The 24,908-nt window shown below is 33.8% G+C and carries 20 protein-coding genes and 1 pseudogene; 3 read left to right on the forward strand and 18 right to left on the reverse strand.

Annotated elements, in window-relative coordinates:
- Positions 1-10: 10 nt before the first annotated feature.
- From galE to ABID96_RS17010, 11 genes are all read right to left on the reverse strand, one after another.
- Positions 11-1,000, reverse strand: coding sequence for a UDP-glucose 4-epimerase GalE (gene galE / locus ABID96_RS16960; protein ID WP_192603026.1), 990 nt, complete (start codon positions 998-1,000; stop codon positions 11-13).
- On the reverse strand, positions 997-2,178 hold the full coding sequence (locus tag ABID96_RS16965) for a galactokinase (RefSeq protein WP_192603027.1): 1,182 nt from the start codon (positions 2,176-2,178) through the stop codon (positions 997-999). The genes galE and ABID96_RS16965 overlap by 4 nt, the downstream gene beginning before the upstream one ends.
- An 88-nt stretch (positions 2,179-2,266) precedes the next feature.
- A complete protein-coding gene (locus ABID96_RS16970) occupies positions 2,267-3,316 on the reverse strand; it encodes a family 43 glycosylhydrolase (protein WP_192603028.1) in 1,050 nt (349 codons plus the stop codon).
- Positions 3,317-3,411: 95 nt separating this feature from the next.
- Positions 3,412-5,208 carry a sugar-binding domain-containing protein gene (locus ABID96_RS16975; RefSeq protein ID WP_192603029.1) on the reverse strand — a complete coding sequence of 599 codons (1,797 nt, stop codon included), beginning with the start codon at positions 5,206-5,208 and terminating at the stop codon, positions 3,412-3,414.
- 232 nt (positions 5,209-5,440) lie between these two features.
- Complete coding sequence (locus tag ABID96_RS16980; RefSeq protein ID WP_192603030.1) at positions 5,441-6,424, reverse strand: LacI family DNA-binding transcriptional regulator; 984 nt, start codon at positions 6,422-6,424, stop codon at positions 5,441-5,443.
- 72 nt (positions 6,425-6,496) lie between these two features.
- On the reverse strand, positions 6,497-7,447 hold the full coding sequence (locus ABID96_RS16985) for a glycoside hydrolase family 43 protein (RefSeq protein ID WP_192603031.1): 951 nt from the start codon (positions 7,445-7,447) through the stop codon (positions 6,497-6,499).
- 48 nt (positions 7,448-7,495) lie between these two features.
- Positions 7,496-8,326, reverse strand: coding sequence for a carbohydrate ABC transporter permease (locus ABID96_RS16990; RefSeq protein WP_377896959.1), 831 nt, complete (start codon positions 8,324-8,326; stop codon positions 7,496-7,498).
- 16 nt (positions 8,327-8,342) lie between these two features.
- Complete coding sequence (locus ABID96_RS16995; protein WP_192603032.1) at positions 8,343-9,239, reverse strand: carbohydrate ABC transporter permease; 897 nt, start codon at positions 9,237-9,239, stop codon at positions 8,343-8,345.
- Between the two features lie 174 nt (positions 9,240-9,413).
- Positions 9,414-10,694, reverse strand: a complete 1,281-nt coding sequence (locus ABID96_RS17000; protein ID WP_192603033.1) for an ABC transporter substrate-binding protein — start codon at positions 10,692-10,694, stop codon at positions 9,414-9,416.
- A gap of 346 nt (positions 10,695-11,040) precedes the next feature.
- Positions 11,041-11,370, reverse strand: coding sequence for a bacillithiol system redox-active protein YtxJ (ytxJ, locus tag ABID96_RS17005; RefSeq protein WP_192603034.1), 330 nt, complete (start codon positions 11,368-11,370; stop codon positions 11,041-11,043).
- Positions 11,336-11,833: a DUF948 domain-containing protein gene (locus ABID96_RS17010; RefSeq protein ID WP_088002730.1), complete on the reverse strand. Its 498-nt coding sequence runs from the start codon at positions 11,831-11,833 to the stop codon at positions 11,336-11,338. Before ABID96_RS17010 ends, ytxJ begins: the two co-directional genes overlap by 35 nt.
- Positions 11,834-12,034: 201 nt before the next feature.
- Here ABID96_RS17010 and ABID96_RS17015 point away from each other — a divergent pair, with 201 nt between their 5' ends.
- Together ABID96_RS17015 and ABID96_RS17020 are read left to right on the forward strand one after the other, a co-directional pair.
- On the forward strand, positions 12,035-13,150 hold the full coding sequence (locus ABID96_RS17015; RefSeq protein ID WP_192603035.1) for an aminopeptidase: 1,116 nt from the start codon (positions 12,035-12,037) through the stop codon (positions 13,148-13,150).
- A 237-nt stretch (positions 13,151-13,387) separates the two neighbouring features.
- Positions 13,388-13,774: pseudogene (locus ABID96_RS17020) on the forward strand (SDR family oxidoreductase); the annotation flags it as partial.
- Positions 13,775-13,936: 162 nt separating this feature from the next.
- Here ABID96_RS17020 and ABID96_RS17025 read toward each other — a convergent pair.
- The 7 genes from ABID96_RS17025 to ABID96_RS17055 form a co-directional block, all read right to left on the reverse strand.
- Positions 13,937-15,145, reverse strand: coding sequence for a dicarboxylate/amino acid:cation symporter (locus ABID96_RS17025; RefSeq protein ID WP_192603036.1), 1,209 nt, complete (start codon positions 15,143-15,145; stop codon positions 13,937-13,939).
- Between the two features lie 147 nt (positions 15,146-15,292).
- The gene (locus ABID96_RS17030) at positions 15,293-16,321 is read right to left on the reverse strand and encodes a LacI family DNA-binding transcriptional regulator (protein ID WP_192603037.1); all 1,029 of its coding nucleotides are present in this window, start codon (positions 16,319-16,321) and stop codon (positions 15,293-15,295) included.
- A gap of 106 nt (positions 16,322-16,427) precedes the next feature.
- Positions 16,428-17,996 (reverse strand): alpha-amylase family glycosyl hydrolase, encoded by a 1,569-nt coding sequence (locus ABID96_RS17035; RefSeq protein WP_192603038.1) that lies wholly within the window; start codon positions 17,994-17,996, stop codon positions 16,428-16,430.
- 79 nt (positions 17,997-18,075) lie between these two features.
- Positions 18,076-18,939, reverse strand: a complete 864-nt coding sequence (locus tag ABID96_RS17040) for a sugar ABC transporter permease (RefSeq protein WP_192603039.1) — start codon at positions 18,937-18,939, stop codon at positions 18,076-18,078.
- Between the two features lies 1 nt (position 18,940).
- Entirely contained in the window at positions 18,941-20,362 is a 1,422-nt protein-coding gene (locus ABID96_RS17045) for a carbohydrate ABC transporter permease (protein WP_377896960.1), read from the reverse strand.
- 155 nt (positions 20,363-20,517) lie between these two features.
- A complete protein-coding gene (locus ABID96_RS17050) occupies positions 20,518-21,861 on the reverse strand; it encodes a sugar ABC transporter substrate-binding protein (RefSeq protein WP_192603040.1) in 1,344 nt (447 codons plus the stop codon).
- Positions 21,862-22,180: 319 nt separating this feature from the next.
- Positions 22,181-22,951, reverse strand: a complete 771-nt coding sequence (locus tag ABID96_RS17055; protein WP_192603041.1) for a DUF1189 family protein — start codon at positions 22,949-22,951, stop codon at positions 22,181-22,183.
- Positions 22,952-23,135: 184 nt separating this feature from the next.
- Between ABID96_RS17055 and ABID96_RS17060 the strand changes: the two genes are divergently transcribed.
- On the forward strand, positions 23,136-24,887 hold the full coding sequence (locus ABID96_RS17060; RefSeq protein WP_192603042.1) for a glycoside hydrolase family 13 protein: 1,752 nt from the start codon (positions 23,136-23,138) through the stop codon (positions 24,885-24,887).
- The last annotated feature ends 21 nt before the right edge of the window (positions 24,888-24,908 follow it).

Consider the following 24,908-nt stretch of genomic DNA (forward strand, 5'->3'; position numbering starts at 1 on the left):
GTAAACCCTCCTACTTTTCATATCCAGTTTGATTCGATTGATGCCAGTTCCATGCATCATTTATAATTTCATGTATTGATGCACGCTTAGGTTTCCATCCAAGAACACCAATTGCTTTTTCCGAAGATGCAATTAAACTGCTTGGATCGCCTTGTCTACGCTCTGTTATTACTACCGGAATGATGTGTCCAGTAACTTCTCTTGCTGTTTCAATGATTTCTTTAACGGAGTAACCTTGACTACTACCCAGATTAAATATATTACTTTTTCCTCCGTTTTTTAGATAGTTTAGTGCGAGGATATGTGCTTCTATTAAATCTTCAACGTGAATATAATCACGGATACAAGTTCCATCAGGTGTATCATAATCGTTTCCAAAGATTGATATATGTTCTCGTTGATTTAAAGCCACTTGGAGGACAAGAGGGATTAAATGCGTTTCTGGTTGATGATCCTCACCTATTTCACCTGTTGCTCTTGCACCAGCAACATTAAAGTATCTTAGTGAAATAAATTTCACATTATGGGCAACATCGCACCATTTCATTAGTTTTTCCATGATCAATTTTGTCTCACCATAAGTACTTGTAGGCATTGTAGGCATTTCCTCGGTAATTGGCATAGTACCTTGTTCACCATATGTAGCTGCAGAAGATGAGAATACAATGTTTTTTACCCCATACTCAATCATGACATCTAACAATACTTGTGTCCCGTATACATTATTATCAAAATACTTGATGGGTAGCTCCATTGACTCGCCTACTAATGAGTTTGCAGCAAAATGAAGAACTCCTTCAATTCTTTCCTTTTCAAAAACAGTTCTAAGAAATTCTTTATCTCTTATATCACCTTTGTAAAAGATTGCTTTTGGATGAACAGCTTGTAAGTGTCCTGTCTGCAGATTGTCAACAACGACAACATCATAGTTTTGATCTATCAGCTGGTACACTGCATGAGATCCAATATAACCTGCGCCACCAAGAACTAAAATACTCATTTTATTACCTCCTGAGTGATTTCTTTTGCACCATCACCAATTCCAGCAATATAAAAAGTTGCTTCAAACCCGCTCTTTTCTTTATAATGTCTGCCAATCTTTTGAATAAGTTTCTCTGACTCTGCTTTTTCAACAATCGCAATTGCACAACCACCAAAACCAGCACCTGTCATTCTAGCGCCAATTACACCTTTTTGCTGCCAAGCGAATTCAACCAACGTATCTAGTTCATTTCCAGTCACTTCATAATCATCACGTAGCGATTGATGAGATTGATTCATCAGTTCACCAAATTTTTTTATATGACCACTTTTTAATTCTTTTAGAGCTTGGATTGTTCTATGATTTTCATATACCGCATGTTTGGCTCTTTTTCTTACGATATCATTCTGAATATGGTGTTTTAGTGCTTCAAACTCTTCTTCTTTTAATTGACAGAGAGATTCAATTTTTACTATCTTCTGAAGATCCTCGAGCGCTTGTTGACACTCGCTTCTTCTTTCATTATATTTTGAACTTACCAGTTCTCGTCTTTTATTTGTATTCATAATAATAAGATGATGGTTTTCCAAGTCAATAGGTGCATATTCATACGCAAGTGTTTGGCAGTCCAGTAAAACCCCACAGTCCTTTTTAGCCATTCCAATTGCAAATTGATCCATAATCCCGCTATTAACGCCAATAAATTTGTTTTCTACTTTTTTCCCTATCTTTACTAAATTCAGCCGCTCTAGGTTCAGTTCGAATAAACAATCTACAATAACGCCTGTTACTAACTCAATTGAAGCAGAAGATGATAAACCTGCACCATTTGGGATATTTCCATAAAATAATATATCCATTCCAGTATTGATTGAATTACCTTCTTCAATAAGATATTTAATCATCCCTTTCGGGTAATTCGCCCAATTATGTTCATTCAAAAACTCTAATTCTCTTAGACTAAACTCAATCATCCCTATATCAGGAAAATTTGCAGAGTACAAACGAATCAAGTCGTCATTTCTTTTATTTGCCAAGCCGTATGTTCCAAATGTAATTGCACAAGGGAATACATATCCGCCATTATAATCTGTATGTTCGCCAATCAAATTAATTCTGCCAGGTGCAAAGAAAATACGAGGTCCAGACACTTCAAATATTTCAGAGAATTTATTTCTTAATGGTGTTAAGTCCATACGAATTCCTCCAAAGCATATTTCATTATTTTATTGATTTCTAATATTACAAATGAGAAATCTATTTTGATTCCTTCTATTATTCTATCTATTTAATAACTGGAACAGGCTGTTTGGTTGTACTTGGTTCATTGTTCTTTACATGTGGCCAACCATTATTCCATATTAATTTATCAATCATGAGTGGACGCCTCGTTGCATTATTTTCATTTAAAGTAGCTTCTTCTACATCAATTGCATGATAGACTAACCAATCTGTTCCTTCGTCATCTTGAATAATCGCATTATGACCTGGTCCAACAAATCTGCGTTTTGAAGACTCTTTTTCATTCATACCCGTAACAACTTTTGTACCAAAAGGAGACATAATATTTTTTCCATCTTGATCCAGATATGGTCCTTTTAACTGTTTTGAACGCGCGACAAGTACAGTATAGGAGCTATCCGCACCTTCGCAGCATCTGCCAATCGATCCGAAAAAGTAATAATAATTTCCTTTTTTGATAATATATGGCGCCTCAAAACTAGAACCAGCAATATTAAACTTTTCACCTACTGTAGAAGTACCATCTGGGCTTAACTGAATACCATATATGCCATGAAAACTTCCCCAGAATAGATATGGAATTCCATTATCTACATAAAGCATAGGGTCAATTGAATTCATGACACCAATTTCTTCACTTAAAAATAATTTCCCCTTGTCTTCAAAAGGGCCTTCTGGTTTATCTGATACAGCTACACCAATACCGGGGTTCTCATCACCCCATGTTGAAACTGAATAATATAAATAATATTGATCGTTAAAGTAAGAAATATCCGGTGCCCATATACCACCGTCTTCCTTCCAAATTGGTAAACTTTTAAAGGCTTCTCCAACATAATCCCAGTTAACTAGATCTTTTGATTTAATGATTGGTACATATCTATTTCCTTTTCCATCATTCCAATCATCTTGTGTTCCATATGCATAAAAGTACTGATCTTTTCCCTTAATAATGGAAGGGTCAGCTAAAACTGGCTCGAAAACTGGGTTCACATAAGTTTCTTTTGCGGTATGCTTATTATAGAAATAAATAAAGAAAGAAATTACACTAAGGCTGATTACCAAGGCTAATATTAATTTGGTCTTTGTCATTTAATCTATCACCCTTTTTTCTTAGACTGACCCTAAATGCATACTCGTAAAATACTAATCTCAGAAATAGTGAGATTTACTCTTATACAGCAAATTTAGATTGTTTCAGAATGCCACAAATCATTTATTTTTTTTATCTCTTTTAAATCACACTTAGGTTCCCGGTTATAAGTAAGTAGACCATTAATTTCCTGTTCTACATCTGTCAGTTGTGTATAGCAGTATCCATGTAGAATTCTCGAACTATATACGGCTTGCATAATACGTGTGTAATCTTTAATAAATTCTTCTTCACTTCCAACTGATGTATAGCCCCAACCTGCATCGGCACCTATTTTAAAACCAATCCCTCCAAATTCAGTTAACAGGATTGGCTCCCCATCATGCATAAATCCATCTGCAAATATAGATCTACGAGCTGGCATTGATGAAAGAATAGCCTCTTTAGTAGCTAAATCTTCTATAAATCTATCGTATTTTAATGTTTGATCTATATGGCCATGATTATAATTATGGACAGCTACGATATCTGACTTTGTTAGCTCCCAGCCATCATTTGAAATGACAATGCGCGTTGAATCTAGTGAGTGTATTAAATGATACATTGCCTGAGAATGATGCTGTTGCTGTCGATTATTTCGTACATTAGGAATACCCCAACTTTCATTTAATGGTACCCATGCAACAATTGATGGATGATTATAATCTCTTTCTATTATTTCAATCCATTCTTTCATCAGTCTTGCTGCAGCATCTTCACTAAAAGAAGGACTAGCAGCGCATTCGCCCCATACAAGAAAACCAAGTTTGTCTGCCCAATAAAGAAATCTTGGATCTTCTACCTTCTGATGTTTACGACACCCATTAAATCCCATTTCTTTTGCAAGTACAATATCCCTTTTTAAGTCTTCATCTGTTGGTGCTGTTAATAGACCTTCTGGCCAATACCCCTGGTCTAAAACAAGCTTTTGATAATATGGACGATTGTTTAAGTAAACCATTTGGTTTTCGGTATGAATTTTTCTCATTCCAAAATAAGTTTCTATTTCATCTAATATGTCATCTTCCTGAAGAAGTGTTATTTTTACATCAAAAAGATTTGGATTTTCAGGAGTCCAGTTCCATCCATCATGGTGGAAACTAGTGCGGAAGATTTTTTGATTATATAAATTAAAAGAGCGTCTATTATACTTTTCATGAATATACAATGTATCTTTTAAGACTCTCTCACCTTTAAATTGAATGTCAAATTGGACCACCTTATCCGTGAAATCCCCATTTACTTCAAACTCAACCCCTATATCCCCCTTATCAACATCAGGGGTAAATCTTAACTTCGTAATATGTGTCGGGTTTAATGATTCAAGCCAAACAGTTTGCCATATTCCAGTTGTCCTTGTATACCAAATGCTTTCTGATTGCTCTTTCCAGTACTGCTTTCCTCTTGGAATTGTTTCATCTGTAGAAGGATCCTCTACTTTGACAACAACGGTTTGCACATCATTAACAAGATAATGGGTAATATCGAATTGGAAACTAGTGTTCCCTCCCTCATGAAATCCTACAAATTGTTCGTTTACATAAATCCATGAACGATAATCTACTGCTCCAAAGTGAAGAATCACCTGCTTATTACTCCATTCCTTTGGAACCTCAAATTCCTTCCTATACCAAACGACATCATGGAAACTAGTATCATGAATCCCACTTAATTTTGTTTGATATGCAAAAGGTACATTTATCTCTTTATCAAAGGATTGACTGTTTTTCTTATACCATTTCTGGGTTGAGCCTACATTATCATCATCAAATACAAAGGCCCATGGTCCGTTTAAATTAAGCCATTCCTTACGAATTAAATGTGGTCTTGGATATTCCTGACGGTGGTTCATCTAGATTCCTCCTAAAAAATGATCATCAAACTTTTGCTGCCAATTAATTAAAAACCCCATTGTAAGCGCTTTAAGCTAATTTTATTAGAAAAGTAAAAACCAGTCAACGTTTTTACTAAAAATTTAACTAAAAAATTTATTAACAGAAAACAAGGTGAAAATATAAAAAAAAAGAAAACACACAATACTATAAGCTAGGTTCTCCTAATGCCTATATCACGTGTGTTCCCCTCTATTTACTGCTATTTCGTATTTCTAATTTAGTTGAAATACTAACCTTTTTTACTACTTGACGTTCACTCAACTTCTCTAATAATAAGTCAACTGCAGTAGAGCCCATTACTTCAGTGTACACTTTAACTGTACTTAATGGTGGATGAACGTATTTAGATACACTTATATCATTCACTCCAATAATACTGACTCTGTCTGGTACCGCAATTTGTTCTTCATGTAGTGCCTTTAAAGCACCAATTGCCATTGGGTCATTCCCAACAAAAAACGCAGTTGGTAAATGATCTTTATGTTCCTTAATTGCTTGCTTCATTAATCTATAACCGTCATTAACAGAAAAAGAACCAATATAAACTGATGACTCATTAAACATTCCCTTTTCTGATAGGAATCTTTCAAAACTTACACTACGAGGATCATCAATATCAGCCGTCTGGTCCTTAAACGTTTCTTTCCCGCCAATATACCCAATACTCGTGTGTCCACGGTCAATAAAATATTGTAGAACATTTTCAGTAGCTTTATAAAAGTTACTTACAACAGAATCGAAACGATCCTCATCCGGCGAAGAGTCCACGAATACAATATTTTCAGTTTTTCTACTTAATTCCTCAGCTTGCTTTAAACTAAACTTTCCGATAGCAATAATACCATGTACTTCCTCATTAAGATTTGGTCCGTCCATATACATTTTCGTCGTTTGTATATTTAGCATTTCACATTGACTTTCTACACCTAACCTGATTGACATATAGTACATATCATCTAATTCTTCCTGTTCAGTATACCAATGTACAATCGCTATTTTATAAGAAATAGGTCGTCTTCCAGACTTTTTTCGATAGGAAAGTTCTTCAGCCACTTCAAACACTTTTTGTTTTGTTTCATCACTAACAGACAAAGTTGTATCATAATTTAGAACTCGTGAAACAGTAGCGATTGAGACCCCTATGCGTTCTGCAATATCTTTTATTGTCGCCATAGTATTCCCCTTATAGATTTATTAAGGACTCTCGAATCCCTTTAATTCATCCTTATTTAATCATTCCCTATATCATTTTTCATTTTCTTCAATTACTATTCCATTATCGACTTCACTAACTTTTATAAACAATGGTCTTTCACTTCCATGAGGCGTATCTGGGTAGTGAGTGCAAATATATAACTGACCGCTAAAATCACGAAACAGACTAGAATGTCCCGCATTACGGTCAAGAAGCAATTGTTGATCATGTTGCCACTCTTCAGTTATATCTCCATTTCTTGCTCTTGCCAAAGCCACTGTATAGCCACCAAGTCCGGCATCTCCATAGTTTTCAACTGAATAACTCGACCACATCATGATTAGCTCTCCGTTTTTAGCTTGATACATAAAGGGTGCGTCAGTTAAATAACCTGTCTTTTCTATTCTTGGATCGCCAAAATGTCGAATCCAAGGCATTTTGGCTGCATTAAGAATTTCAATCGGTTCACCTATCGATCTCTTTAGGTCTGTAGACATTCTGATTGCTTTTATTCTACCATCATAAACCTGAGTCCATTCATGACAAAATACCATCCATCTCGCACCATTTTTATCTTCATAAAACGTACCATCTAAACACTCCCAATCTTTTGGAGTGATAGCTCCTTCACTATGAGGAATGAATGGTCCTGCTGGATGATCTGCAACTAAAATTCCTGTGCCCCTATGCTCGCCAATTCCGCCTTTAAAGGTAGCAAACATATAAAATCTTCCATCAATTTCAAACACTTCCGGCGCCCAATAATGTCGTACTCCCCAGAAACCTTTAGGCGGTTCAAAGGCAACATAAGGCCCTTTCCATTCAGCTAAGTTCTTACCTATATACACTTCAAAAACAGGATCCTTATCACCACAACCATCAGCAAATGTAGTGCCATATAAATAGTACTTTTTTTCTTTTACATTTGTATAGATGAAAGGATCTCTCATATGAATCATTTCAGTCTTAACTTTCGTAATGGTCCGAAATCCAACTTTCATACTATTCTCCCTTTACTTTAATATAAACATATAAATAAAGCACACAATTTATTTAATACCAGTGTTTGTAACACTTTTTACAATATATTTATTCGCTATTAAAAAGACAATAATGGCCGGAATCGTCGCAATAACTGTGGATGCCATCATTTTCGCCGGATTGACAAAGTTAGAACCTTGGATCAATGTAGCAATTCCAAGTGTAATAGTTTTCATTTCATTTGAATTGGTGACTAGAGAAGGCCAAAGGAAATCATTATAAATTGCCAAGAAAGTAATAACACCTAATGTCATTGCAACAGGTTTAATCGCTGGGAAAATGACATGGATTAGAATTTGCCATTGAGTTGCACCATCTATATGTGCCGCTTCTTCTAGATCCTTTGGAAAAGAAATTAAGAAGTTATAGATTAAGAATACCCCCATCGTTCCCGCAGTATAAGGAAGTATTAAAGGGATAAACGTGTCTAATAGATTTAAAGACTTAAACATGTAAAAAGCCGGGAACAAAGTAACGATTCCAGGAACCGCTAATGATAAAAATATCATACCAAGAATAACTTTTTTACCTGGTACATTCAATCTCGCCAATGCATACGCTGCTAAAATATCTACAAATACAACTAGGATGGTTCCAATTACAGTTATAATTGCAGTATTAAATAACCATTTAAAGATTGGTGCTTCGGATACTGAACTAAAAATACTTGTATAATTTTCAAGTGTCCATTTGGATGGGAAAAAACTAGTACTTGCCATCGAATCACTTAAAGTTTTAAAAGATGTAAAAAACATCCAAATAAGTGGTAAAAGAAATAAAATCGCGATAATGGTAGCTAGAATAAGAATTGGGAGAGCTCTACGAGTCGATTTATTCAATCTCTTCACTTCCTTTTTAGTCTTTCTTTCTATATGAAATCCAATATTGCACACTTGTTATCAGCATCATCACAAGCCCCATCATAATGGCCATTGTCGATCCTATCCCAAGTTGATTCATTCCGAATACAGAGGTTTGAATATTCATTATCAGCGTATTCGTTGATTGTTCTGGACCTCCAGCAGTAATCAACTTTGTCTGCCCATAAAGATTGAATGACGCAATAACCGTCATGATGATGATAAAAAAAGCAACGTTTTTTATTTGAGGTAAAGTTATATAGAAAAACTTAGCAAAGTTACCTGCTCCATCTAAATTTGCAGCCTCATATAATGAGTGATCAACCTCATCTAATGCATTAATAAATAGCATCATATTAAAACCGATTGTCCACCAAATAGTTGCAACTAAGATACCAATCCAGGCATATGGTTGTTCACCTAACCAATTGATTGGTTCTTTAATAATATTAATAGATTGTAATACACTATTTACATATCCCCCATTACTATTAAACAGCCAGAGAAATATAGCTGATACTGCCGTAACAGAAATTGAATAAGAGATAAAAAATATCGTTCGGTAAACTGCTTTAAATTTTTTAGGAAGGTTATCAATTATAAGCGCAAGTACTAAACTGATTATCACAAGTGGCGGAACACTAATAACAACAAAGCGTAAAGTATTGCTCAATCCCTTCATAAACAGTTCATGGTAAAGTGAGTCAGGAGAGAGTATTGCTTTGTAGTTATCTAATCCAATAAATCCAAGGTTTCCTGATGAAATATTCCAATTATGAAAGCTAATCCATACGCCAAAAACTAACGGAACTACCCAAAAAACTAAGAATAATATAAAAAAAGGGGATACCAGTAGAATCGACCAAAGCTTATAGGATACTCCTTTATACATATTTTGACCTCCATTAAGAACCAATTATCTTCTCGTTTTACGTTTTATTGATCTATTCATTAGAAATTACTTATGGATAATCATTGATTTTATTATGATAAAATGCCTTTGAATCTTTGAAACTATTAGAAAGAATGACTCCACTTTATCAGCTAGGAGTCATTCTTTCATTACTTAATTATTTGGGGCAGTGTCAGCAATTTGTTTTGCCATTTTCGTTGCTTTTTCTAATTCTTTCATTAAATCTTTTTTAGAGTATTTTTCTGTTTTTACTAGTTTACTAAACACTGATTCATTCATATAACGTATTTGTTCTCCAAATTGGTAAACCGCAGGAGGGCTTACATAATTTTCAAATTGAAGTGAATTTTGATATGCAATTTGATAACGATCAGATTCCGCTTTAATTTTTTCTAATGTAGCAAGATGAACTGGAGCTTGACCACCATCAGCCCAATTAATTAAATTTTTAGGTGTATACATAAATTTTAAATACTCAGAAATTCCATCTAAAACCTTTTGATCTTTAACTTTAGCAGATAATGCAATTGTATGAGCATTACCATATGAAGCAAGTTTGCTTCCGATTTGTGGAATTGGCGCTACTCCTAGGCTATCTCCATATTTTTCTTTTGCTGCTCCATAAAACCACGGACCAGTCAATGCTACAGCAGTTTGATAAGCTTTCCCTTCTTTTGCTTCCTTCATAAACGTCTGGAATTCACCATCTAACCCTAAGCCTGATGGAGACACTTTGTCTTTCCAAATTATATCGTGAAATTTCATTAATGCATCAGCAAATTCAGGTTGAGCGAAGTTTAATTGGTTACCATCTTTTAACTCAACTCCATTTTGAGCAGCAATCATTAGCATATAAAATTCAACTAATCCGCTTGAAGGAATTCCAAGCGCATATAAATCTTTATTTTCAGATTGAAGTGTTTTATTAAGTAAAATTAAATCTTGGTATGTTTTTGGAGCTTCCTGAACAAGCTCTTTATTATAAAACATTGTTAACGGGTGAATATCTAAAGGTACCGCAAATAATTTACCGTCAAGTTTAACGATATCTAAACCAGCTTGATGGAAATCCGTTTCTTTAATTCCAGCTTTATCTAACACTGGTGAAATGTCTTGGATGAGCCCATCTTGTTTATATGTCTCAAGATTATTCCCATGAATTACAACAAGGTCATAATCTCCAGATTTAAATTTAGTATAATGATCTTTTTCTTGTAGTTCAGTTACTTCATATTGATCTTGTGAAGCATTAAAGGCGTCAGTGATTTTTTTCATATATGCCCCGTCTCCACCGGTGAAGCCATTGATAAAGGAAATTTTCACTTTACCGTTACCATCTGTACTTTCTTCTGAATTTGTAGATTTACCGCCTGAACAACCTGTTAGTACTAAAAATACCGAAACCAACAAAGCAAACAACTTTGAAATTTTCATATTGTTTCTCCTTCCTATTTCTTTCATTTTTTAGCACACTATTGAAAGCGCCTTCAAGTTTAGAATAGACTATTCTAAATTAACAGTCAATAATATTTTTACTAAAAATTTAACTAAAACATTTCCGTTCGCCATCTTCTCGTTTTTCAAGGGTTTTTAAGTGCCATAAGTTGTATAATTTGTAGATGATTTGTTCATTTTAAAATACTATACCAATACAGTTAACTAAAATATTTACTAATTAAGTCTTTTGTATGTTTTACCATAATTTTAGATGAAAAAAATACCTCAGTACAGTAAGATTTACTATACTAAGGTATTACTTTACAAAACGTCTAAATACTGCCTACTTATTTAAAAAAGCTTTCTCAATAGAGTCTTTTTTAATAGAAAAGTGTGAAGTGTTAAATACCGCTTTTCCATTTTCAAAAATAAATAATTGAGGAGACTCATGTCTAATTGAGGTTTTATCTGCTATATAATTTGATAACTCTCGATCATCCTGTACTTGTAAATAATATAATGGAATATTTTCATAGGCTGAATCAAATGCAAGGAATTCTGTATATGCTGCATGACTGATTGGACATGTAGTACTATGTTTTAAAAAGATAAACTTCTCATTTGAGCTAAGTAATTCATCAAACTGTTGAGTCGTTGAAATTCGATTGACCATTTTTCTTTTTTCCCTCACGCTTCGTTTTAAACTTTTCCCAAATATCAATTGCAGTATTTCCCCATTGTAGAGCTTGTGAAACTTTTTCAGTACTTGTTTTTACTGTGTTTGTGACGTTTGTTGCAGTATCTCTTACTTTTTCGTTCATTTCAGCAATCGTAACGCCAACTTCTTCTACTGATTTAGCTAATACATCAAGGGATTTTGCACGCTCACGCATATCTTTTGCTAATTCATTTGAATTTCTAACTAAAATTTTAGCTTCTTCAGCTAAATGATTCGAAGTATGTATGAATTGAACTGTTTCCACACTAACATCATGTAAATCTTTTTGTGTCTCAGACAGTGTTGTTTCTACCTCTCTAAACACTCTTTCTAATCTAAATAACGTGCGACTAATAAATACGACTAAAACAACAAATGCGATTGCTGCAATTAATGCACTAACTGAAACTAGATTCATTTTAAATTAACCCCTTTCATACAGTAGCTTTCCACAAAATTAATCACTTATTTCGTATTATACTACAAATTTTACCAAACACTAAATATGTCATTTTATAAGTTTTCAAATTCTTTAGTAAAAAAAGAATACTATCAGTAAACAAAACTGACCAAATAGTTTACAATAGTATTATAGTCTTAAATATTGGAGGGAATTTTCATGAAAGATCCACGAATTGCTAAGTTAGCTAAAAACTTAATCAATTACTCAGTAAAATTACAACCAGGTGAAAAAATCCTGATTGAGAACTTTAAACTTGAAACTGAATTAGTAACTGCACTAGTAAAAGAAGCATATGCTGCTGGTGGTTTTCCTTTCGTTTCAATTAAAGATCATAAAGTAGACCGCGCATTACTAATGGGTGCTACGGAAGAACATTTCAATAAAATCGCTGATTATGAAGCAAATGTAATGAAAGACATGGATGCATACATTGGTTTACGTTCCGGTGTTAATATTAGCGAACTGTCTGATGTACCAGACGAAAAAACAAAAATTCATGGTAAAACAGTAGGTCATAAAGTACATAGAGAAATCCGTGTTCCAAAAACTAGATGGGTTGTATTACGTTTCCCTACAGATTCAATGGCTCAATCTGCAAAAATGAGCACTGAAGCATTTGAAGATTTCTACTTCGATGTATGTAATCTAGACTATGGTAAAATGGATAAAGCAATGGATGCTCTTGTGGCATTAATGAACCGTACTGACAAAGTATCAATCAAAGGTCCTGGTACAGATTTAACATTCTCAATTAAAGATATTCCTGCAATTAAATGTGCTGGTGAAATGAATATTCCTGATGGAGAAGTATTTACTGCACCTGTACGTGATTCAGTAAATGGTACGCTTTCTTACAACACTCCATCTCCTAACAATGGCTTTACGTTTGAAAATGTTCAGCTTAAATTTAAGGATGGTAAAATTGTCGAAGCTACTGCTAATGACTCAGAACGTATTAACAAGATTTTTGACACAGATGAAGGCGCACGTTTCATTGGTGAATTTGCAATTGGTGTAAACCCATATATCTTACACCCAATGGGAGACATTTTATTTGACGAAAAAATCGATGGAAGCTTCCACTTCACTCCTGGTCAAGCTTATGACGAAGCATACAATGGAAACAACTCAAACATTCACTGGGATATGGTTTGTATCCAACGTCCAGAATACGGCGGCGGAGAAATCTATTTCGATGATGTGTTAATCCGTAAAGATGGCCGCTTCGTAGTTGAAGAATTACTTGGCTTGAACCCTGAAAACCTAAAATAATAAAGTAATTGAAATACCACATATAAAAAATATATGTGGTATTTTTTTTGAAAACTTATTCATTTTACTTGCACATAGATTGATGTAGGCGAATACCTTGCTTTGAAAATGAAATATTAAAGGGGGGAATCGCTTGATTCCAAAATACCTATATTACAGTTATGAAGAAAAGTGTAAACAAGTTCCAATTACATTTCCACCCCAACATCAGGATTTCCAACCAAGGATAGAGTCAATCTGACGAATGCCGCTCTACCTTATTTAAAAGAAGGCAGTACAATTATTTCTACAGCATCTGTAACGCCATATGCTGGGGCTCCTCTACTTGTCGACTATTCCTCAACAAAAGGTGCAATTAATTCATTTACGCGATCACTTTCCTTACAACTAGCCAAAAAGGGGATCAGAGTAAATGCAGTCGCTCCTGGACCGATATGGCCCCCTCTCACTGTATCTAGCTACTCAGCTGAATATGTTAAAACTTTTGGCCTTGAAACAGCTATGAAACGGGCTGGACAGCCTTTTGAACTAGCACCTACTTATATTTATTTAGCATCAGATGATTCTTCATTTGTGACCGGTCAAGTACTTCACGTAAATGGTGGTATTATGACTGAAACATAATAGTGAATGATAGAAAGATAAGGGACACAGCTTACGCCCTATAGAAATGAAACATCCTGTAGTGTAACTCTTCGATCATAAAAAAATGGGAACTAATTAACAACTAATTAGTTCCCATTTTTTGTCCTATTTAATGTTTTCTCTCTTCAGAGTGAACTTCTCTTAAGCAGATTTCTTACCATTTGTCATTCGTTCTACTAGCATAGTTGCAGATAAGTCACCTGTTGCATTTAACATCGTTGCAGGTGGATCGATAATTGTACTGATTGCCGCTAGAATTGGTAAAGCTTCAACTGGTAATCCAAATAATGAAAGGATTAACATCTCACCAATCATCCCACCATTAGGTATTGCACCCATTACCATTCCAACTAATAGTGCAATTCCGATTGTCACAAGGTATATATTTACCCCTGAGAAATTCATATGGAATACGCCAAATGCGAAGGCAATCTTCACAACGCCTCCCATTACAGAGCCATCTTTATGAAGCGCACTTGCAAGTGGAATTACTGTTTCTCTTACGTTTTTAGACACGCCCATTTTTTCAGCTGATTCAAAGTTTGTAGGAATTGTAGCAGCACTACTACAAGTTCCTAGTGAAGTTAGCGTTGAAGGGATAACATTTTTCCAATAAATGATAAATCCTTCACGGCCACCAGCCATATAAGCAAAAATACTATACACAATAAAATATAATAAAAGTGCAGTTACATAATATAGTATGAATACTCTTGCATATGATCCAACTAGTTCCTTTCCGTACGTTGGAACAAGATAAGCAAAATATGCACCAAGTCCAAGCGGTGCAAGATACATAATATAGTTAACCATATTCATAATAACGATATTACCACTTGATAATAATTTCTTAACAATGTCAGCTTTTTCCCCAGCTTTCTTAGTAGCCAAGCCGACCAAAACAGCAAAAACGATAATTGCCATCATATTGCATCGAGAAAATAGTCCTGAAAAATCACTAACTGTAAATGTATTAACAATCTGCTCTGCTACTGATAAATCTTCGGTAGCATCTGGTTTAACGATTGGAATATTTACTCCATGTGCAGGTGGATAGATTTTCATTACAACGAGCATGATGACAGCTGAAATGATACCAGTAAATAAGAAAACGCCAGACATATTTCTGATCATTTTTCCAAAATTTTCTCCTCCACCGTTTGCAAAGCTTGATGCGATTGAGAAAAATACAAGCGGTACAACAACAACAAATAATAAATTTAAAAACAAGTCACCTATTGGCTTAAGAGCGATACCAACACTTTCTGACATATAACCGATGGTTGAACCAATTCCAATACTAATCAGTAGAATCAACGGGAATGCATAATTTTTCCATGAAACCTTCATAAAGTTCCTCCTAATCTAGTTGCTATATTTGATAGTATAACGAAATATCTATTTTTGGTACCCTTTTATTAAAATTCCATTTGATTCAATAAAAGTAAAAAGAGAACACATTTGTTACGTGTTCTCTTTTTACGAAACATAAGACTATTATTTCGCTTGTTCTTCTAAGCTTGATTGTCTCTCAACAATACGATAAGGTACAATCACACTTTTTGAGTGTGTATCATTTGACTGAATTCGGTCAATTACTAGTTTAGTAGCTTCATTTCCAAGTTGAAATATATTTACATCAACAGATGAAAGTCTAGGAGTCGCTAGTTCTGCTAGGACTAAATTATTGAAGCTAATCACTGATACCTGCTCAGGTACTTGCTTACCTAAATCAGCTAATGAGCTTAAAATACCTAATGCGATAATATCATCAGCTGCTACAATAGCTGTTGGTGGATCTTCTAATCTCATCAAATGATCAATTGAAGCTTTCCCACTTTCTAAAAGGAAGTCATCATGAAAAATATATCCTTCATTTAATGGTAATCCAGATAATTTCATTGCATCACAATAACCACTTAGTCTCTCCTGTGTTACAAGAAAATCTCTACTACCACCAACAAAAGCAATTTTTTGATGTCCTTTACGGATAAAGGTGTTCGTAACTTCTCTTGCTGCACCATAATTATCATTATCAATATAGGTAATTCGTTCAACATGTTGATATGGTTTACCAACAAGAACAAACGGAAACTCTTGTTTTAATAAATATTGGATAATTGGGTCATTTTCTCGTGAGTATAGAAGAATAATTCCATCTACACGTTTTCCCATTACCATTTTTTCTACTGCCTCAAGTATTTGCTCTTCTGTTTCACCAGTTGAGATTAGTAAAGAATAATCCTTCATATGAGCAGTTGAACTGATCCCCCTAATGACCTCGGGGAAAAAAGGATTTTGGAATGATTTACTTGCCGAACTCGGCATAACAATCCCTAATGTTTGAGAAGTTTGATTCGCTAAGTTACGTGCATTTATATTAGGATGATATCCTAGATCCTCCATTATTCTTTTTACTTTTCGTTTTGTACGATCACTAATCAGTGAACTATCTGAGATAACACGAGAAACTGTAGAAGGGGCAACTCCAGCTGCTTTTGCTACATCATTTATTGTAACTCCCATCATTACACCTCATTTTTTCTCTAGCTTTAAGATTATTTATATACGAGCTATCTATTCTGCAATTAAATATATGATATCACTATCATAGGGGTTCTTGATATAGACATTATTTTTGGACTTCAAGAATAATAGTTCCATAGCCATTTAACGTAAGATTTGATTGATTGAAAGTAGCTTGATTCATATATAGATTCTTGATGATTTTCTCTTTTACATTCAATTTAATCGGTTCTGCTTCAATATTATGAATGACTAAAACCTTTTGGTTCTGACTTTCTCTAAAATAAGATAAACTTGATCCTTCATTATAAGGACCTTCAATAAAATCACTAAAAATATCAAATGCCTCATTATTATTTCTAACTGATATTAAATTTTTATAATGAGAGAACATTGATTGAGGATTTTTTCTTTGTTCATCTAATGAAGCCAGCTCTTTATTTAAACTAATCGGTTCCCACCTAGTTGTACCGTCAGTTAATGTTTTATTCCACTTAAATGGTTCTCGAATTTGTTCATCTGGCTTTTGCCCCAACATTCCTAACTCCTCACCATAGTAAACATAGGCAATTCCAGGTAATGTTAAATAAATACTTGCAGCTAATTTTGCTTGATCAAGATTTCCATTTAATTGGCTTGCTACACGATTTTGATCATGATTACTGATAAATACTGAATCAATAAATCGTTGACCATCCTTCAACTTTTTCCCTTCAATTTCATTTGAAAAGAAAGATTGAAAGTCAAATGCAGTGCCAGTTTTCACAACACGCATAATTTGATCTGAACCATCAAAATTAAACATTGAATCAAATGATTCATAATATCTCTTTTGGTCATTAATCGGTTTCCATACTTCTGCTATGACAAATGCATTTGGGTTTGCTTTCTTAACGTTAGATGTGTACTCTTTCCAAAAATTAATGTTTTTTCCAAGTACATTTGTGCCACGTTTATATTCACTTGGTTCAAACCCCATTGCTGCGGCATCTAGACGGAACCCATCAATCCCTTTATCTAACCAAAAATTAGAGATTTTATATATTTCATTTCTTACTTCTTCATTATCTAAATTTAAATCAGGCATTCCTTCCCAAAAAAATGCATGGTAAAATTGTTTTCCTGCACGATACCATGGTCCTTTTAACGGAAAAACTTTGCTTTTTCCATCATTGAAAATATAATAATCCTTATATTTCTCTTCACCTTTAACAGCCTTTTTAAACCAAGGATGCTGAATTGATGTATGATTAAACACCATGTCCATCATAATTTTAATATTTTTTTCTTTTGCAGTTTTTAATAGATTTTCAAAATCATTCATCGTACCAAACTTTGGATCAATAGCATAGTAATCTATCACATCATATTTATGGTATGAAGGTGATGGATGAATCGGATTCAGATAAATACATTGAATGCCAAGATCTTTTAAGTAATCCAATTTATTTTCTATCCCTTTTAAATCACCAAATCCGTCATTATTTGAATCCGCAAATGATATCGGAAACAATGAGTAACATGTTCGAACATCTTCACTGAAAGTCTTACTTATATTAAAATTTTTGATTTTTTTATCTTCAATCGGTGTAATCTTTTTTGTTGTAGTTTGATTCGAACATCCAATTAGTGAGGCAATACATAATAAAGCGACTAGCGTTTTTATTGATTTCATCTTCTGCCCTCATTTTGAAAAAAAGAGTGAGATACAAGACCTCACTCTGTTCATTTTTATATTTTACTAAGATTACTGATTAGCCTTTATTTGCACCAGCAGTTACACCTTGAATAATGTATTTTTGTAACCATACATATAAAATCGTAATTGGAACTGCAACTAATACTGCACCAGCAGCAAACATTGTAAAGTTTTGGTTTGTTTGACCTTTAATTAATTCAAATAAACCGATTGCTAATGTTTTCTTATCATTTGAGCTAATTAACAAACGTGGAAGGATGAAGTCCATCCAAGGTGCCATAAATTGTGTTAAGGCAACGAATGTTAAAATTGGTTTTGATAACGGTAAAATAATCTTAAAGAAAATTTGTGTCTTTGTTGCTCCATCAATCATTGCTGATTCATCTAACGCTTTTGGAACTGCACCTAGGTAACCTTTAATTAACCAAGTATTAAAAGGAATTTGTCCCGCTGCATATACCAATACTAATCCTAAGTGATTATTTAATAATCCAAAGTTTAAGAATAAGATGTAAATCGCAATCATTCCCATAAATGAAGGGAACATTTGTAATACTAGAATCGCAACCATACCAAATTTTTTCCCTTTAAATTTAAAGCGAGAAAATACATATGCTGCCGATGTTGATAAAAATACTGAAATGACCATGTTCAATAATGCAATCTTTAAAGTATTCCAGTACCAAAGTGAAAACTTTGTCTTCTCAAATAATTCTTTATAGTGTTCAATTGTAGGATTTTTTGGAATCGGCGTTGCACTTGCAAGTCCAGTTGACTCGCCAAACGACGAACCTACAATCCAAATAATCGGAAATAAAACGACAATCGCAACTAATATTAATAAAATGTAAGTTAATGATGTTAGTAATGCGCTTCCAAAATTAAAACTCTTCTTGTTCATTTTTATATTTGTAGACATTTTAGAACTCCTCCTCTTTAAATTGCTTTGTACGAGTAAAGTTCCAAGCAGAAATTGATCCGATAATTAAGAAGATTAGAATCGACATAACAGACGCCATATTATACATACGATTATCTAAAGTCAATTTGTAAATCCACGTAATAAGGATATCTGTTGATCCAGCAAACTGGTAATTCGGATTAGCTGGTCCACCTTCTGTTAAGAAATAGATTACGTTGAAATTATTAAAGTTTGTAGCAAATGACATAATTAGTAGTGGTGCTGTTGCAGCAAGTACTAATGGGAAAGTAATTTTCCAAAATTCTTGCGTTCTTGTTGCACCATCAATCTTAGCAGCTTCATAAATTTCTTTATCTAAGCTAGTCATAACCCCAGTCATTAAAGCCATAAAGTAAGGGAAGCCTAACCATAAGTTAATAACAATGATTGTTGCACGAGCAACGTTTGGATGATTAGAATCTGTAAACCATCCGATTCGTTCTGCAGTCAAGCCAATATCTACTAAGAACTGAGAGATTGGACCAAATTGACCATTAAATAATGTTTTAAATACTAGAAGTGAAATCATACTTGGAATTGCCCAAGGTAAGATAAAAATTGTACGCCAGAATTTCTTTCCTTTTACTCGATTACTATTTACGACTACCGCCATAAACAATCCACCGAAGAAACATGTTACTGTTGATAAGATTGCCCAAACGAATGTCCAAGTAAATACTCCAGTAAATGTATGTGTCCATATCGGTAGTGAGAATAAATTAACGAAGTTTTCGAATCCAACCCAGCTTACTAGTTTAGTAGGCGGTAAGTGGAATTTATTATAATCTGTAAATGCGATTAATACGCCAAAAATGATTGGCATTAATGAAATTAATGTCAACATGATCATTGATGGAATTAGAACGATAAATTCAAACATTCCATCCCATAAGTCTCTTAAGTATTCTCTTGAAGTTTGTACAAAGTTTGTTTCATTTAAAGTTTTTCTTACTTTGTATGCGTCTTTTATGTTCCAATAGTATATTCCAATAAGTACTGAAATAAATATTAGTGCTATAATTCCATTTATTAAAAGTACAATTGAGTGATCACCTTCAGTTAGTCCAGTGATTCCCATCGTACGTGGCTGTGTACCTAGAGTTACTAAACCCCAAAATCCTTTTATAAAAAATCCACCATTTTCTCTTAAAAAGAAACCTTCAGAAAGATCAGCTTTTGAGTAGTGACCTGATACAACCTCAACTAATACAACAAATAATTGTATTGCAAAGAAGAATAAACCTTTTAAAAATTGTTTGTTTACGACTTGTCCAAGTCCCCAAATAAAGACTGACAGAATGGCTGGCAGTGATGGGTTCATTTGTTTTGATGCGTTATCAGGTATATTAGGCTTTTGTTCTTTAACATTCGCCGTTGCCATATCTTTTCTCCCCCTTCCGTACCAAAAATTGGTACCTATATATGCAAAACAATATCTTATTATCTTAAATTATGCAAATAGTAGAAACCGTTTGCATAATTAGTTGATAATACAGCCTCTCATTGATTGAGAGGCTGTAATGATACTAGATTGATTTATTTACCTGCACCACTTTGTAATGCTTCGAAATCTTCAACAGCTTTCTTTTGTGCTTCTTCAGGTGACATTAAGCCATCCCAAACGTTTACGATCATGTTTTTAGCAGGATCCCACCAGTTAGCCATTTCTGGAATAGAAGGCATTGGTTTTGAGAATGCTGCTTGAGCTGCAACACCTTGAAGTAACACATCATCACTTAAACCAGGAACTTCACTTGCATATTGCTCTTTAAGAGCTGGTAATTTACCAGTTGTTTTGTATAAAGCTTCAGCACCTTCTTTTGAACCTAAGAACATTGCGAATACACGTGCAGCCGCTGGGTGTTTAGAGTAAGAAGATACGTTTGCAATTTGGTTACCAGAGAAAGTAATAGGTTGGTTACCATTGATTTTTGGAAGTTGAGCAATTCCAAATTCAAATTTATTTTTCTCAGCACCTTTTTTCACATCACCGATCGCCCAAGGACCAGTAATTAAGAATGGTGTTTTACCTTTAGCAAATTCTAAAGTAGTTGTATCATTTGTAGCATCTGCAGAGTTTACATCCCACTCAGGACGAACTGCTTTTAATGCTTCAAGACCCGCTTTTGCTTCTGCTGAATCAAATCCGATTTTAGAAGCATCTGTTCCATCTTTACCGAATAAATCATAACCATTAGCTGATAAGAAGAAGTAGCTCATGTAAGAGTTTCCAACTTCCCAACGAACTGTCCATTGGTTTTTCTTTTTATTATTGTATGTTTTAGCTAATTCAGAAATTTGAGACCAATCAGTAGGTGCAGCATCTGAACCAGTTAATTGTTTTAATAATGTTTTGTTATAGAATAATGCAACCGATTCTGTAGAGATTGGAACACCATAAGCTTGACCATCGCTCATTACAGTACCAACTGAAGAATCTAAGAAACGATCTTTAATTTGATCAGTATATTGTCCCATTGGTCCAATAATTGCTGATTCTAATGAAGCACCAATACCATCATGTGGTTGAACGAAAACGTCTGCACCTAATCCAGCTTCACCATCAAGTTCCATTTTAGCACGAGTATCAACCGCACCAACTTTTTCATACTCAATTTTTACTTTTGGATATTTAGCATTGAAAGCTTCAATGATAGCGTTTGCATAATCGTCATTATCTAACCATACTTTTAATGGAGCTTTACCGTTTAATACTTCTTCTTCCATTTTGTAACCTTTAGCTTGTTCATCCCAAGGAAGGTCGTCTTTCTTTTTGTCTTTAGCAGAGTTTGCAGTATCTTTTGAAGATCCACATCCAGCTAATGCACCTAAACTTAAGCTTACCGTTGCAAATACAGCAAACATTGATTTTAGTTTCACTTTTGTTTCCCCCTAACAAGGTTATAATTTTCATAAAGTATAGCAAGCGCTTTCACACTTTTATAATAATCTACTAAAATATGAAAGTCAAACAAATTTGTATATTTTAATTTTTATATCAATTGTTGATATAAGCGCTTACATTTCACTTTTTTAAGAAATTCTTCTTACATCATAAACGATAAAGACAAAAATATATATAGCTTTTCCATTTAAATATATTGGACAATTTGGTAATAAATAACATATTTTTTCGAAATTTTTAGTAAATTCAAAAATAATAGGAGGAATGCTCTTCCTCCCCTTGACACTACTGTATTTAAACGACTCGATTATATTTACGATAGACATAGTATGCAAATAAAATTACACCAAAATTAAAGGCAATATATAGAAATGCGATCGAGAAGATCGTTCCTATCATAAACGCAAAAATAGCTGGTAAAGTAGCCGCATATGATAGAAATGAGAAGAATTGCCTATAGGTCAACTTTTTAGAATTTCCAATATTAAACAATAAAGCCATTAATGATACAATTGCGATATAAATAATATTCGTAACAATCGTTATTGGGTAAAATAATTGCATCATCATTGCAACTGCTTGCATTTTAACACTAGAAACAATTCCAATTAATAATTGATCAGCATCTTTTTGATCTAACGCTTTTACTAATTGGTCATTATATCCCCCATAGAGATCAAAGCCTAGTAAATTTGCATGAATATTTTTTTTCCCAAAAATAATCGTGATACTCTCTTTGTCATCCACATCATATTGATCTGCTGGATCAAAAACAATTCGCTGATTCTTCACTTCAATTACTTTTTGCTTATTGTTCTGACAAGAAAGTTGGTTGTCATAACGACAATTTGGTAATTCTTTCTGCCAGCTAGTATTTTCATAATACGGTGCAAATACTCTCTCCGCTAATCTTTGTGAATCAGTTTGTATGATTTGAAACACTAATGGAAAAGCAATTAATGAACCAACTAGTATATTTTGTATTAATACATAAATTAGTTTGCTATCTTTTGCTTCATATATACTTTTCAACTTAAATCGCTTTGTAAAAAAGTTTCTGATCAATTCTGCTCCTCCTAGTACATTCTGCTCTTGTCTACTCTATCACATATTATACATTTATAAAGTATGAAATAAAAATCATTCATTGTACAAATTTGAGCTTTCAAAACAATTGACAATGAAAGCGTTTAATTATAATCTTTTTTTAAGCAAACGATTGTCTAAATAAGACGCTGGAGGTAGCATAATGTTAAAAGAAGCTATATATCACCGCCCGAAAAATAACTATGCATACGCTTACAATAACGAAACACTTCATATTCGATTACGTACGAAAAAAGATGATGTTTCGTCTGTTCATTTAATTCATGGAGACCCTTACCATTGGGAAGATGGAGCTTGGCAAATTAATAAAACAGAAATGAAAATAAGCGGTAGTACGGAATTATTCGATTACTGGTTTGTAGAAATCAAGCCGCCGTTCCGTCGTCTTCGATATGGTTTTGAACTTAGCAATCATGAGGAAACGATTGTTTATGCAGAGAGAGGATTTTATGATGAAATCCCAACAGATGATACAGCATATTATTTCTGTTTTCCATTCTTAAATGAAGCAGATATATTTAAAGCTCCTAGTTGGGCTAAAGATACAGTATGGTATCAAATCTTCCCAGAAAGATTTGCAAATGGTGACCCTTCAATTAATCCTAAAGGCACATTAGAGTGGGAAAGCGAAGAACCTGCTACAAATAATTTCTTCGGTGGAGATTTTGAAGGTGTAATACAACATCTAGACCATCTTGTAGAATTAGGAATTGGCGGAATTTATTTTACCCCGATTTTCAAAGCGCATTCAAATCATAAATATGACACGATTGATTATATGGAAATTGATCCACAATTTGGAACGAAAGAAACATTTAAGAGATTAGTAGACGAGTGCCATGAGAGAAATATTAAAGTCATGTTAGATGCTGTGTTTAATCACAGTGGATATTTCTTTGAGCCTTTTCAAGATGTATTGCAAAAACAAGAAAAATCAATATATAAAGACTGGTTCCACTTAAAGGAATTCCCGATTGTGACTGAGCCGACACCAAATTATGATGCTTTTGCTTTTGTTCCGTCAATGCCAAAATTAAATACTGAACATCCAGATGTTAAAGCATACCTTTTAGAAGTAGGTAAGTATTGGGCAAAAGAATTCAATATTGATGGATGGCGTTTAGACGTTGCAAATGAAGTCGATCATGCATTTTGGAGAGAATTTAGAACAGCAGTTAAATCTGTAAATCCTGATCTTTATATTTTAGGTGAAATATGGCACGATTCAATGCCTTGGCTACAGGGTGATCAGTTTGATGCTGTTATGAACTACCCATTTACAAATGGTGCTTTAGATTTCTTCGCAAAGGATAAAATCTCTGCAGGAGATTTCACGAATGTGATTAGTGAAGTACTTCATTCATATCCACAAAATGTGAATGAAGTTGCCTTTAACTTATTAGGTAGCCATGACACACCTCGTGTCTTAACAATTTGTGATGAGAATATAGAAAAACTAAAGCTATTGTATACATTCCAATTATCATTCCCAGGTGCGCCTTGTATTTATTATGGTGATGAAATTGGTATGACTGGAAAACAAGACCCAGGTTGCCGCAAATGTATGGTTTGGGATGAAGAACGTCAAGATCGTGATCTGTTTGAATATGTTCAGACTCTTTTAAAGCTTCGTAAAGACCATAAAGCAATTGGAAGTGAAGGTACATTTAGTTTTATTGAAGCCAACAATGAAAATAATACAATTGTTTACGCTAAAACATTTGAGAGCGATACTTTTGTATACATTTTAAGTAATAATCCAAACGAATTATCAGTTAAAACGCCTGATTTATTCAAAAATAAAACTGTATTTAATGTCATAACAGAAAAAAATGAAACATATAATACAGAGTTTACAATTGAAGGTTATGGTATCAAAATTATTAAATTATAAATTTATATTAACTAGAACCAA

The organism is Gottfriedia sp. OAE603 (genome assembly GCF_040543965.1).
GTDB classification, from domain to species: Bacteria; Bacillota; Bacilli; order Bacillales; family Bacillaceae_G; genus Gottfriedia; species Gottfriedia solisilvae.

Coding starts and splice junctions, on each gene's coding strand:
- galE (WP_192603026.1), bottom strand. CDS start 1,000: ATGAGTATTTTAGTTCTTGGTGGCGCAGGTTATATTGGATCTCATGCA.
- ABID96_RS16965 (WP_192603027.1), bottom strand. CDS start 2,178: ATGGACTTAACACCATTAAGAAATAAATTCTCTGAAATATTTGAAGTG.
- ABID96_RS16970 (WP_192603028.1), bottom strand. CDS start 3,316: ATGACAAAGACCAAATTAATATTAGCCTTGGTAATCAGCCTTAGTGTA.
- ABID96_RS16975 (WP_192603029.1), bottom strand. CDS start 5,208: ATGAACCACCGTCAGGAATATCCAAGACCACATTTAATTCGTAAGGAA.
- ABID96_RS16980 (WP_192603030.1), bottom strand. CDS start 6,424: ATGGCGACAATAAAAGATATTGCAGAACGCATAGGGGTCTCAATCGCT.
- ABID96_RS16985 (WP_192603031.1), bottom strand. CDS start 7,447: ATGAAAGTTGGATTTCGGACCATTACGAAAGTTAAGACTGAAATGATT.
- ABID96_RS16995 (WP_192603032.1), bottom strand. CDS start 9,239: ATGTATAAAGGAGTATCCTATAAGCTTTGGTCGATTCTACTGGTATCC.
- ABID96_RS17000 (WP_192603033.1), bottom strand. CDS start 10,694: ATGAAAATTTCAAAGTTGTTTGCTTTGTTGGTTTCGGTATTTTTAGTA.
- ytxJ (WP_192603034.1), bottom strand. CDS start 11,370: ATGGTCAATCGAATTTCAACGACTCAACAGTTTGATGAATTACTTAGC.
- ABID96_RS17010 (WP_088002730.1), bottom strand. CDS start 11,833: ATGAATCTAGTTTCAGTTAGTGCATTAATTGCAGCAATCGCATTTGTT.
- ABID96_RS17015 (WP_192603035.1), top strand. CDS start 12,035: ATGAAAGATCCACGAATTGCTAAGTTAGCTAAAAACTTAATCAATTAC.
- ABID96_RS17025 (WP_192603036.1), bottom strand. CDS start 15,145: ATGAAGGTTTCATGGAAAAATTATGCATTCCCGTTGATTCTACTGATT.
- ABID96_RS17030 (WP_192603037.1), bottom strand. CDS start 16,321: ATGGGAGTTACAATAAATGATGTAGCAAAAGCAGCTGGAGTTGCCCCT.
- ABID96_RS17035 (WP_192603038.1), bottom strand. CDS start 17,996: ATGAAATCAATAAAAACGCTAGTCGCTTTATTATGTATTGCCTCACTA.
- ABID96_RS17040 (WP_192603039.1), bottom strand. CDS start 18,939: ATGTCTACAAATATAAAAATGAACAAGAAGAGTTTTAATTTTGGAAGC.
- ABID96_RS17045 (WP_377896960.1), bottom strand. CDS start 20,362: ATGGCAACGGCGAATGTTAAAGAACAAAAGCCTAATATACCTGATAAC.
- ABID96_RS17060 (WP_192603042.1), top strand. CDS start 23,136: ATGTTAAAAGAAGCTATATATCACCGCCCGAAAAATAACTATGCATAC.